A 12,270-nucleotide genomic window follows, 5' to 3' on the forward strand; every position below is an offset into this window, starting at 1 on the left:
GGTGGGGAGGGGGCGTCGCACCAAAAGTCGGGCGAGGCGTTCAACACCACCGTATCGGGTGGCAAATCGGGTAACTCGTCGCCGCAGGCCACCGCCAGCGGCACGTTTTGCGGAAAAGCCCGGCCGTGCGCCCACAGTTCGTGGGGCAGGAAACTTTCCGGCTCAAACTGCCACAATTGCCTGTCCAGCCGCTCGGCCGTTTCGGGCGAATCCGCCCACAGCAGCACTTTGCCGCCGCTTTTCACGGCGCGCTCGGCCAGGCGGCAGACAAAGGCGGCGGGATCGCCGACGTGGGTGTAGAAGGTGGCTTTGGGCATGGCGGTATCCGGGTTTCAGACGGCCTGAAATCTTTACAAAGTTCGTCGGTATTTTAAAACCTCTGCGTCATGCTCGGGCTTGACCCGAGCATCTCATTATTTCAAAAGAAATACCGGATACTCGGGTCAAGCCCGAGCATGACGGCGTTTGAGTATTTCAGACGGCCTCAAAGAATTTTGCAAAAGTTTCGGCCTGTGTCTATGTTTCGCAGGCATTCGCGCTGCCGTTTATCTCGCTTCCAGCTTGGTGATGCCGCCCATATAGGGTTGCAGTGCGGCGGGAATGTTGATGCTGCCGTCGGCGTTTTGGTGGTTTTCGAGCACGGCGACCAGCGTGCGGCCGACAGCGAGGCCGGAGCCGTTGAGGGTGTGCAGCAGGCGGTTTTTGCCGTTTTCGTCTTTAAAGCGCGCTTTCATGCGGCGGGCTTGGAAGTCTTCGCAGTTGGAACAGCTCGAAATTTCGCGGTAGGTATTTTGTGCGGGCACCCACACTTCCAAATCATAGGTTTTGGCGGCGCCGAAGCCCATGTCGCCGGTGCACAGCACAATCACGCGGTAGGGCAGTTCGAGCAGTTGCAGGATTTTTTCGGCGTGGCCCACCATTTCTTCGAGCGCATCGTAGGAGTGTTCGGGACGGGTAATCTGCACCATTTCCACTTTGTCGAACTGGTGCTGGCGGATCAGGCCGCGCACGTCTTTGCCGTAGGCACCCGCTTCGGAGCGGAAACAGGGGGAATGGGCGGTGAGCTTCAGCGGCAGTTTTTCAGACGGCACGATGCTGTCGGCCACGGTGTTGGTAAGCGTTACTTCGGCGGTGGGAATCAGATATTGCGTGAGCTTGGTTTCGTCGCCGCCGCGGGTAACGTGGAACAGGTCTTCGCCGAATTTGGGCAGTTGGCCGGTGCCGAACAGCGTGCCGTCGTTGACAATATAGGGGGTGTAGTGCTCGGTGTAACCGTGTTGGAGGGTGTGGGTGTCGAGCATAAACTGCGCCAGCGCGCGGTGCAGGCGGGCGATTTGGCCTTTCATCACGGTGAAGCGGGCGCCGGAAAGTTGCGCACCGGTTTCAAAATCCAAACCTAACGGCGCGCCCAAATCAACGTGGTCTTTGATGTCGAAGTCAAACGTGCGCGGCGTGCCGTGGCGGCGCACTTCTACGTTTTCGGTTTCGTCGGCACCCACCGGCACGCTTTCGTGCGGCAGGTTGGGAATGGTGGAGAGCCAGGCGTCCAGCTCGGCCTGCACGGCTTCGTAGTCGGCGGCGGCCTGTTCCAAATCCGCTTTAATCTGCGCCACCTGCGCCATCGTTTGCTCCGCTTCTTCGTGCTTGCCCTGGCCTTTCAAGGCGCCGATTTTTTTCGACTCGCTGTTGCGTGCGGCTTGCAGCTCTTCGGTGCGCACTTGCAGTTGTTTGCGTTTGTTTTCCAGCGCTTCGAAGCGCACGGTGTCGAGTTCGTAGCCGCGTGCGGCCAAGCGTTTGGCCACGTCGGCGGTGTTGTTGCGGAGTTGTTGGATGTCTAACATGGTTTTTCTCTGTGAGTCTGAATGTGTCGGATGGGCGTTATTGTAAACCAATCCGGTTGGGAAAGGCCGTCTGAAAAGCGGCGGATGGTTTCAGACGGCCTGATGTGTTTGCTGCAAACGGTGCGGCGGTTACGGCGACAGCCTTTCTTTGCGCCAAACGCCGTTTTCCAAACGGTATTGGATGCGGTCGTGCAGGCGGCTGGGGCGGCCCTGCCAGAATTCCACGCGGTCGGGCACGATTAAGTAACCGCCCCAGTGCGGCGGGCGCGGCACGTGCAGCGGGTGTTTCAGGCCGACGGCGGCGGCGCGCGTAACCAGCACCGATTTGCCAGAAATCACTTCGCTCTGCTCGCTCGCCCAGGCACCGATGCGGCTGGTGTAGGGGCGGCTTTCGAAATATTCGTCCGACGCGGCACCGTCGAGTTTTTCGACCCTGCCTTCCACACGCACCTGCCGTTCCAGCTCGGGCCAGAAAAAGGTGAGGGCGGCAAACGGCACGGCGGCCAGTGCGCGGCCTTTGCGGCTTTTATAGTTGGTGAAAAACACAAACCCCTGCCGGTTGACTTCTTTGAGCAGCACCTGCCGGCCTTCGGGGCGGCCGTCTGAATTGACGGTGGCAACGTTCATGGCGGTGGGTTCGTTTGCTTCGGCGCGGATTGCTTCGTTGAGCCAGCGCTCGAATTGGACAATCGGGTTATCGTCGCATTCGGCTTCCGAGAGTTCCTGCTTGCTGTAATCTTCGCGGATATTGTGCAGATCCATGATGGGTTCCTGAGCGGTTGCAAAGGCCGTCTGAAACGGTTCGGGGCGTTTCAGACGGCCGAAACGGCAGGCATCACTGCGCCTGCACGGTAAAGGGCATATCCACTTTCTGCCATTGTTCGCTTTCGTATTCGAGCGCGCCGCCCACCAGCGGGTGTTCGTCGAGCCAGTTTCGGTTGATGCGCAGCACGAAGCCGCGGCCGTCGTCGCTGCTGCGCAGCTGGGTAAACGGCGGCAGCTCCAGCGGCAGGCGGGCGCGGCAGAACAGGGCGGCCAAGCGCAGCGAAAGAATGGCCGACCACATGGCGCGGTTGCCGTTGACAAGCTCGGTCATCTTGCGCACGTCGCCGCGGTGGCCGAGCACCAGCAGCGATAAAATATTCTGCTCTTTGCGCGAGAAGCCGGGCATATCGGCGTTTTCGAGAATATAGGCCGAATGTTTGTGGTAGCCGGTGTGGGCGATGTCGAGGCCGATTTCATGCAGCAGCCCCGCCCAGTTGAGGTATTGCTGCCAATAGGCCAATTCCTGTACGGGCATGTTTTGGGCGTGGCCTATGCTTTCCATAAACTTCTGCGCGGCGGCGGCCACGCGGGCGGCCTGGTTTTTGCTCACATGGTAGCGTTCTTGGAATTCGGCGGTGGTTTGGTCGCGCATGTCTTCGTTGAGCTGGCGGCCGATCAGGTCGTAGAACACGCCGTCGCGCAAGGCGGCCTCGGTTACCATCATTTTTTCGATTTCCAGCTCTTCAAACGCAGCCATCATCACCGCCAAGCCGCCCGCGAACACTTCGATGCGGTCGGGCTTCATGCCTTCCAAGCGCGCTTTTTTCACGCTGCCTGCGGCAACGATTTTGTCGGCCAGCTTTTTCATGCCCGCGTAGGTGATGTCGTGTTCCTGCGGGTTTTCGGCGGCAATCACGTCGCGGATGGATTTGGCCGAACCGGACGTGCCCACGGCGAAATCCCAGCCGTTGCGCTTCATCAGTTTGCTGATGCGCTGGATTTCGTTGCGCGCGGCGGTAATGGCGGCCTGAAAATCTTTTTGGGTGATTTTGTTTTGAAAGAAGCGGATGCTGTAGGTTACGCAGCCCAGCGGCAGGCTTTCGGTGGAAGTGGGCTTGAGGTCGGAACCGATAACGAATTCTGTGGAGCCGCCGCCGATGTCGATAACCAGCATTCTGTCGCCGTTGGGCGGCAGGGTGTGTACCACGCCGGTGTAAATCAGGCGTGCTTCTTCGCGGCCTGCGATGATTTCGATGGGGAAGCCCAGCGCAGCTTCGGCTTTGGGCACGAATTGGGCGATGTTTTTCGCCACGCGGAAAGTGTTGGTGGCCACCGCCCGAACCTGCTCGGGCTTGAAGCCCTGCAAGCGTTCGCCGAATTTGGCCAGACATTCCAGCGCTCTCTCCTGCGAGGCTTCGTCGAGATTTTTCTGGCTGTCCAAACCTGCCGCAAAGCGCACCATTTGTTTAAACGAATCAATAACTTTTAACTGGCCGTTGTGGATTTCGCAGATTTGCAGCCGGAAACTGTTGGAGCCTAAATCGACGGAAGCAAGAAGGTTGGGAGCATTCATGATACGGAGTAAGAAACGTACAAGGAGCGCAAATGTTACCCCTCGGCGGGCGGGTTGTCATCTGCTTTCAAAATAAGGTTTTGTTTTACATCAATTAGGGAGTGTAGTCAGAAGGCTTGCGAAGCGGTTTTTTGAGGGAAAATCCGCTGATGCAAGGCAAAAAGCACAGCAAGATTGGACATCTTACGCGCATTTTAGCTTCGCAAGTCCGCTACGCTACCTAACGCCGCAGATGCGGATTTTAACCAAAAATACCACCGCAACGCGGTCGACTACACTCCCTAAAACAACGGGATGAACAAAGCGTTTCAGACGGCCTGAAGTCGCCCGCCCGGGTTGCCGCTATTTCCAAATACTGTTTTCGGTGCGCAAAAAACGCGTATCGTCGAAAGTGGCCAGCCATTGCGGCCGCAGCGCCACGAAAACCGCCGTAAAAATGCCGCTTAAAAACGCTTCGCCCCAAGCGAGCAGGAAAAACACCGGAAATGCCGACTGCCAAAGCGCTTCGGCGGCAAATACGCCCGCAAGCTGCAACAGCGCCACCACCGACAGCCCCGTCAGCAGCATACCCGCCGCAGCGGCAAGGAAACCATTCAAAAAAATATAGATAAACAGGTTGTCGGGCAGTTTGGACGACAGGCGGCGGAACAAAAGATTGGCGGTTGCGGCGGGCAGCAGCACAAACAGCGCGTTCAGCCCGGCGGCGTATAAATTTTCCGCACCGTGCAAACCGAGATAAGGTATCAGCAGCAAAGTGCCCAGCCACAGCGCCGCAGGCAGGCCGAGCATCAGCGTAAGCAGATTGATGCCGAGCAGATGGTAGCTCATGCCCGCCAATTGGCCGCTGCCCAAACCCGCGTTCAGGCCCCACAACACGGCCAGATAGGCCGCCGCAGCCATAGCCGCCCCGCTGTTGTGGCGCAGTGCCGAAAAAGCCGGTTTGGCCGCAGCCAGCAAAACCGCCGCCCACAACAGCAGGGCGGCAGACAGCAGGGCGGGGGTAAACCATTCGGCCAGAAAATACATTCGGTTACGGGGCAAAGGTGTTTGAACGGCCTGATTTATACCCCCGCGCTGCGATATAATCAAGGCCGTCTGAAAAAAGTTGCAGGCCGGTTTTATGGAAGCTTTAAACATCACCCCCGTTGCCGCATTATCCGACAACTATATTTGGACGGTTTCGCACAACGGCCGCGCCGCGTGCATAGACCCGGGCGAGGCCGCGCCCGTGCTCGATTATCTGCAACGGCAGCGGCTGGAGCTGGCGCAGATATGGATTACCCACCACCATCACGATCACACCGGCGGCATTGCCGGGCTGAAGCAGGCGTATCCGCAATGCACGATATACGGTAACAGCGACATTGCGGCGGCCGACCGGCACATAAACGAAGGCGCACGGTTGGCGTTCGGCGGCTGCGATATAGAAGTGTGGCACACCCCCGGCCACACCGACACCCATCTGGGCTATCTGCTGCACGGCTCCGACGGGCTGCATGTTTTCTGCGGCGACACGCTGTTTTCGGCGGGCTGCGGGCGCGTGTTCACCGGCACGCCCCGGCAGCTTTACGCCTCGCTGCAACGCTACGCCGACCTGCCCGAAAATACCTTGTTTTACCCCGCGCACGAATACACCGCCGCCAACCTGCGCTTTGCCGCCTGTGTCGAGCCGGATAACTCCGCCGTGCGCGCCGCCCAAGACGCCGCAGCACGCACGCCCACGCTGCCGGTGAGCCTTGCGCACGAGCGGCAGGTCAATCCGTTTCTGCGCACGGATTGCACACAGGTGGCGCGGAAGGCGGCGGAAGAGAGCGGCAGAAACTTGGCGGACGGCGCCGACGTATTTGTTGCATTGAGAGAATGGAAAAACCGTTTCTAGGGAGTGTAGTCAGAATGCTTGTGAAGCGGTTTTTTGAGGAAAAATCCACAGATGCAAGGCAAAAAGCGCAGCAAGATTGAACATCTTGCGAGCATTTTGAACGCCGCAGATGCGGATTTTAACCAAAAATACCGCCGCAATGCTTTCAGACTACACTCCCTAAGCCGGCTGTTCCGCAGCCCGCTTTCAGACGGCCTGATACCCCGTGCCGCAACTCTCCAACAGATTTAACGCCTTCCCGGCCTGTTGCGCGCCGTCCGAATCCTTTTGTCGCCAAAAGCCGCCAGCAAGCGTGAAAATTATTCTTTAAAAGGCCGAAACACGTTAGAATAACGCCTTTGCCGAAACCAACCGGGCTGTTTGTATTTATGTTGTGGACATTTTTACTGATTGTGTTGCTGTGTGCGATTGCGGGCGTATTATGGGTGCGCCACCGCCAAGAGCAGGAATGGCTGCGCGAGCTGACTTATCTGAGCCGCCACGAAGCGGAGGCGGAAGCTGAGCCTGCGCCCGAAGCGGGCGGCACCAAGACGCCCAAAGCCTTGCGCGGTGTCGATCCCAACCTTCAAAACACCCGCCAGAGCTATCGTGCGGCGGAAGAAGCCAAAGCGGTTTACGACAAAACCGTTGAAAAATTCCGCGCACTCTCGCCCAAACACAGCCGCAAACTCGATGCCACTTCGGGAGCCAAACGCGAAACGCAGCAGGAAGACGACTTCAACGAGCTGCCGATTTTCGCTGCCGCACCGAAAATCGAAGCAGCCCCCGATCCCGAATTTGCCGAAGCGGGCAGCGATGCCGACAACACCGAAGCCCCCATCCGTGCACTGAAAGCCGAACCGTTGCCCGAAAATGCGGCAGGGCAGGCCGAAGCGGCGCAGGAGCCGTCTGAAAACGAAAACACACCGGCGGAAGAGGGCGGCGATATTCCGATGTTCAGCGCCGTTTTACCTGAAGAGCCTGAAACCGCACAAACCGCCGCGCCGAAAAGCCGCGGCATCACCGGCAAAGCCATCGACATCGCACCTTATGTGTCTTTCGATGAAAACGAATACCGCCCGTCGGGCAAGCCCGTCGATGCCTCGCTGCCTGTGATCACGCTGGAAGAAGCCACCCGCTCGCTGCACGAAACCCATCTTGCCGACCGTGCCCAAAGCGAGGCCGAGCAGCCCGCCCTGAAACCGTTTTCCAACCCTTCCCCCGATATGGAGGTGGTGGAACTCAACTGGCAATTCAAACCCGCGCTCGAAGAAGCCGCACCGCCCAAGCCGGTTATCGAGCCGAAAGTTATCGGTTTGGACGATCCCGCGTTGGTGCGCACCCGCGAACGGGTGCTTTCGGAAGTGCGCCAGCTTTCGCATTCCGTGCCGCGCACCGAGATGACGCAGTCAGTGGTGCAGGCATTGGATAACCCCGAAACCATAGGGGAGGACGATATTCGTTCCAACCTGCTGCGGCAGCGTTTGGCGCGCCGCCGCCAAGTGTCGGCACAGGCGCCGGTGCAGGTTTTGCAGCCCAAAGTGATTCCCGAAGGCGAAGTGTTCGCCAACCTTGCCAAAACCGATTCTCCGGTTAACCGCCAGCGCATCCGACGCGTTAACATTGCGATGCGCGAAAGCGTGATTCCCGATGCCGCGCGGGTGGAACAGAGCCATTCGGTGCAGTTGCAGCCGGCCAAACCCGCTGCCGCCACGCCGCCGATTTCCACCCGCTTTACGCCGTTTGCCGCCGTGCCGGATGCACACGCCACCGTGGTGGAGCCGCCGCCCGTACCCGAAGTGGAGCGGCAGGTAATCGATATTCCCGAGCCGCCCGTGTTCCAGCATGATCCTGCACCGCTGCAAACCGTTGCGCCGCGTGCCGCCGAATATGCCGAGCAGGCCAGCGCGCACATCAGCAGCCGCCCGAGCTGGTCGATTACCGACCGCCTGTTGCAGGAATCCGCCCCCGAATCGGAGCAGCCGTTTGCCGTTCGGACGGCCGCCGGTGCGGCGTTGGATCGTGCCGACGAAACCACGGCGGCGGTGTTCGAACATAGCGCACCCAAACCGACGGTCGAAACGTTCAGGCCGTCTGAAACACAGCCGGCAGGAATGGCGGGCGTTGTGCAAAGCCATGCTGCCGCAGGCGAAGCGCATCTACCCACCGTGGCACTGCTGCAACCGCCGCAGTTCGATCCCGGCGCCACCCAAACCGAAGAAGCCCTGCTCGAAAACAGCATCACCATCGAAGAGAAGCTGGCCGAGTTCAAGGTGAAGGTGAAAGTGATGGACGCCTATGCCGGCCCCGTTATCACGCGCTACGAAATCGAACCCGATGTGGGCGTGCGCGGCAACGCGGTGATGAACCTCGAAAAAGATTTGGCCCGCTCGCTCGGCGTGGCGTCTATCCGCGTGGTGGAAACCATTCCGGGCAAAACCTGCATGGGTTTGGAGCTGCCCAACCCCAAACGGCAGATGATACGCCTGAGCGAAATCTTCAATTCGCCCGCGTTTCAGGAATCCAGATCCAAACTCACGCTGGCCTTGGGGCAGGACATCACCGGCGAGCCGGTGGTAACCGATTTGGCCAAAGCGCCGCACCTTCTGGTGGCGGGCACCACCGGTTCGGGCAAATCGGTGGGGGTGAACTCGATGATTCTGTCGATGCTGTTCAAAGCCACGCCCGACGAAGTGCGCATGATTATGATCGACCCGAAAATGCTGGAACTGTCGATTTACGAAGGCATTCCGCATCTGCTTGCGCCCGTGGTAACCGATATGAAGCTGGCCGCCAACGCGCTCACATGGTGTGTGAACGAGATGGAAAAACGCTACCGCCTGATGAGCCATATGGGCGTGCGCAATGTGGCGGGTTTCAATCAGAAAGTGGCCGAAGCGGCGGCGCACGGCGAGAAATTGGTTAATCCGTTCACGCTTACGCCCGAAGACCCCGAACCGCTGGAAAAACTGCCGTTTATCGTGGTGGTGGTGGACGAGTTCGCCGATCTGATGATGACGGCGGGCAAGAAAATCGAAGAGCTGATCGCCCGTTTGGCACAAAAAGCCCGCGCAGCCGGCATCCACCTGATTCTCGCCACCCAGCGCCCCAGCGTGGACGTGATTACCGGCCTGATTAAAGCCAATATTCCCACGCGCATTGCGTTCCAAGTGTCGAGCAAGGTCGACAGCCGCACCATTCTCGACCAGATGGGCGCGGAAAATCTGCTCGGGCAGGGCGATATGCTGTTTCTGCCGCCCGGCACGGGCTATCCGCGGCGCGTGCACGGCGCGTTTGTGGCCGACGAAGAAGTTCACCATGTGGTTGAATATCTGAAGCAATTCGGCGAGCCGAACTATATCGACGACATCCTCACCGCAGGAGTAGGCGGCGACGACTTGTTCAGCAACGCCAACGGCCAGCGCAGCGGCGACGAAGAGCAAGACCCGATGTACGACGATGCCGTTGCCTGCGTGATTAAAACCCGCAAGGCCACCATTTCTTCGGTACAGCGCTATTTGCGCATCGGTTACAACCGTGCCGCCCGTTTAATCGACCAGATGGAGGCCGACGGTATCGTGTCCGCCCCCGAGGCCAACGGCAACCGCACGGTGTTGGCGCAAAGCAGCGAACATTTGGATTAAGTTTTTCAGACGGCCTGATGCAGTATGCAGGCCGTCTGAAGCTATAAATAATAATTTTAAAACCATACATTATGAAACCGGAAAACCTTATTCCCGCAGAATTCCTGCTGCGCCGCCGTCTGCTGGCGGCGGGCGGCGCGTTATTGCTCAGCCCCGGTCTGGTGCGTGCGGGCGCGCAGCGCGAAGAAACCCTGTCCGACGATGTGGCTTCGGTGATGCGCAGCTCCATCAACAACGTCAACCCCGCGCGGCTGGTATTCAACCGCGCCGAAGAGGGCGAACGCTGGCTGCGCGATATGTCGGCACGGCTGGTGCGTTATGTGGCCGACGAGGGCGAGCGCAAACGGCTGCTGGTCAACATCCAATACGAATCCAGCCGCGCCGGGTTAGACACTCAGGTGGTGCTCGGCCTGATAGAAGTGGAAAGCGCGTTCCGCCAATACGCCATCAGCAATGTGGGCGCGCGCGGGCTGATGCAGGTGATGCCGTTTTGGAAAAACTATATCGGCAAACCTTCACACAACCTGTTCGATATCCGCACCAACCTGCGCTACGGCTGCACCATTCTGCGCCACTACAATAATGTGGAGCGTGGCAATTTGGTGCGTGCGCTGGCGCGTTTCAACGGCAGCCTCGGCAGCAGCAAATACCCCGATGCCGTGCTCGGCGCATGGCGCAACCGCTGGCAGTGGGGTTGAACGGCCAAGGGTTTTTAACCGATTACTTTTTCAGACGGCCTGTTGCAGGCCGTCTGAAAACACTTAACCGAATTATGGCAAAAGAAAACCGCACACAGATGTATCCGCACGAATGGCGCGCGAGCACTTCGCTGGCAGGCGTGTATGCGCTGCGTATGCTCGGCATGTTTTTGGTGCTGCCCGTGCTGGCGCTCTATGCCGCCACTTTGCCCGGCGCGGAAAGCAACAAAGCGCTGGTCGGCATGGCGATGGGTATGTACGGTTTGACGCAGGCCGTGCTGCAACTGCCGCTGGGCATGGCTTCCGATAAGTTCGGCCGCAAAAAAGTAATTTATTTCGGCTTAATCGTGTTTGCCGCCGGCAGTTTTATGGCCGCCGCCGCCGACACGCTGGAAATGCTGGTGCTGGCGCGGGCGGTGCAGGGTGCGGGTGCCGTGAGTGCGGCGGTTACCGCCCTGTTGGCCGACCTCACCCGCGACGAAGTGCGCACCCGCGCCATGGCCATGATCGGTTTGAGCATAGGGCTGACTTTCTCGGCCAGCCTTGCGCTGGCGCCCGTATTGGCCGCATGGATAGGCGTTAGGGGGCTGTTCGTTTTAACAGGCGTGCTAACCGTGGCCAGCATTGCCGTTGTGGCTTGGTTTACGCCCAACCCTTCCGAGTCGAAGCTGCATGAAGACGCTCAGGCGCAGCCCTCGCGTTTGGGCGAAGTGATGAAAGACGGCAGGCTGCTTGCGCTCGATTTCGGCATTTTCGCCCTGCACGCCGCGCAAATGGCATTGTTTACCGCACTGCCTTTCGCCTTGGTGGAGTTGGGGCTGTTTAAAGAGCAGCATTGGAAAATCTACCTGCCCGCCACGTTTATCGGCCTGATTGCGATGGTGCCGCTGATTATCGTCGGCGAAACGCGCAACAAACTCAAAGCGGTGTTTGTGTGCGGCATCGCCTGCATTGCCGCCGCCCAGGCCGGCCTGCTGTTCGGGCTGCATTCCGTTTGGGCGGTGGCCGTTTTTTTAACGGTTTACTTTATCGGCTTCAACGTGCTGGAAGCCAGCCTGCCTTCGATGGTATCGAAAATCGCCCCGTCCGATTTGAAAGGCACCGCTATGGGGGTGTACAACACCATGCAGTCGGTGGGTCTGTTTGCCGGCGGTGCGGCCGGCGGCGTGTTGTTCCAGCACTACGGCTTCAACGGCGTGTTCGCTTTTTGCAGCGGCCTGGTTCTGTTGTGGCTGGCGGTTGCCGTGTGCTCACCTGCCCCCAAGCCGGTTAAAAACCTCACTTTTTCGGTGCCGGAAACTTGGCGCGGCAGGGCGGAGCAATTACACTCTGCCTTAACCGCATTGGAAGGCGTGGAGGCCGTCAGCTTCAGCGCCGACAAAAAAACCGTTTTTATCAAGGCATTGCAAAAAGGCTTCGACCCCAATGCCGCCGAACAAATCATTTCAGGAGCAAATTGATGTCATCGTTAAACAAAGTTATCCTTATCGGCAATCTCGGCCGCGACCCCGAAGTGCGCTATATGCCCAACGGCGAGGCCGTCTGCAATTTCAGCATCGCCACCAGCGAAACTTGGAACGACCGCCAAACCGGCCAGCGTCAGGAACGCACCGAATGGCACAACATCACCCTCTACCGCCGCTTGGCCGAAGTGGCCGGCCAGTATCTGCGCAAAGGCAGCTCGGTTTATATCGAAGGCCGCATCCAAAGCCGCAAATACATGGGTAAAGACGGCATCGAGCGCACCGCCTACGACATTATCGGCAGCGAAATGAAAATGCTCGGCTCGCGCAGCGGCGGCTCTGCCGAATACGGCGATGCACAAGGCGGCTACCAGCAATCTGCGCCGCAGCAGCATTACCAAAACGCCCCCGCTTACCAGCAGGAAGCC

Annotated in this window: 10 protein-coding genes; 5 read left to right on the forward strand and 5 right to left on the reverse strand. The window is 59.0% G+C overall.

Going from position 1 to position 12,270, the window contains the following annotated elements; translation table 11 throughout:
• From NQ012_RS12295 to NQ012_RS12315, 5 genes are all read right to left on the reverse strand, one after another.
• Positions 1 to 317 (reverse strand): DNA polymerase III subunit chi (locus NQ012_RS12295; RefSeq protein WP_257067876.1); only part of this gene is annotated, 317 nt, incomplete at its 3' end.
• 228 nt (positions 318 to 545) lie between these two features.
• Positions 546 to 1,841 (reverse strand): serine--tRNA ligase, encoded by a 1,296-nt coding sequence (serS, locus tag NQ012_RS12300; RefSeq protein WP_257067877.1) that lies wholly within the window; start codon positions 1,839 to 1,841, stop codon positions 546 to 548.
• A 129-nt stretch (positions 1,842 to 1,970) separates the two neighbouring features.
• Positions 1,971 to 2,603 (reverse strand): pyridoxamine 5'-phosphate oxidase, encoded by a 633-nt coding sequence (gene pdxH / locus NQ012_RS12305; protein WP_085366380.1) that lies wholly within the window; start codon positions 2,601 to 2,603, stop codon positions 1,971 to 1,973.
• Positions 2,604 to 2,676: 73 nt separating this feature from the next.
• Entirely contained in the window at positions 2,677 to 4,179 is a 1,503-nt protein-coding gene (ppx, locus tag NQ012_RS12310; RefSeq protein WP_257067878.1) for an exopolyphosphatase, read from the reverse strand.
• A 342-nt stretch (positions 4,180 to 4,521) separates the two neighbouring features.
• Entirely contained in the window at positions 4,522 to 5,205 is a 684-nt protein-coding gene (locus tag NQ012_RS12315) for an energy-coupling factor ABC transporter permease (RefSeq protein WP_257067879.1), read from the reverse strand.
• Between the two features lie 94 nt (positions 5,206 to 5,299).
• Here NQ012_RS12315 and gloB point away from each other — a divergent pair, with 94 nt between their 5' ends.
• The 5 genes from gloB to NQ012_RS12340 all read left to right on the forward strand — a co-directional run.
• Complete coding sequence (gloB, locus tag NQ012_RS12320) at positions 5,300 to 6,058, forward strand: hydroxyacylglutathione hydrolase (RefSeq protein WP_257067880.1); 759 nt, start codon at positions 5,300 to 5,302, stop codon at positions 6,056 to 6,058.
• 338 nt (positions 6,059 to 6,396) lie between these two features.
• Positions 6,397 to 9,681 (forward strand): DNA translocase FtsK, encoded by a 3,285-nt coding sequence (locus NQ012_RS12325; RefSeq protein ID WP_373566654.1) that lies wholly within the window; start codon positions 6,397 to 6,399, stop codon positions 9,679 to 9,681.
• 71 nt (positions 9,682 to 9,752) lie between these two features.
• Entirely contained in the window at positions 9,753 to 10,379 is a 627-nt protein-coding gene (locus tag NQ012_RS12330) for a lytic transglycosylase domain-containing protein (protein WP_306440864.1), read from the forward strand.
• 74 nt (positions 10,380 to 10,453) lie between these two features.
• The gene (locus tag NQ012_RS12335) at positions 10,454 to 11,839 is read left to right on the forward strand and encodes an MFS transporter (protein WP_257067884.1); all 1,386 of its coding nucleotides are present in this window, start codon (positions 10,454 to 10,456) and stop codon (positions 11,837 to 11,839) included.
• The coding region (locus tag NQ012_RS12340; protein ID WP_257067881.1) for a single-stranded DNA-binding protein at positions 11,839 to 12,270 on the forward strand (432 nt) is incomplete at its 3' end. The genes NQ012_RS12335 and NQ012_RS12340, both read left to right, overlap by 1 nt.

The organism is Neisseria dentiae (assembly GCF_024580525.1).
Taxonomy (GTDB): domain Bacteria; phylum Pseudomonadota; class Gammaproteobacteria; order Burkholderiales; family Neisseriaceae; genus Neisseria; species Neisseria dentiae_A.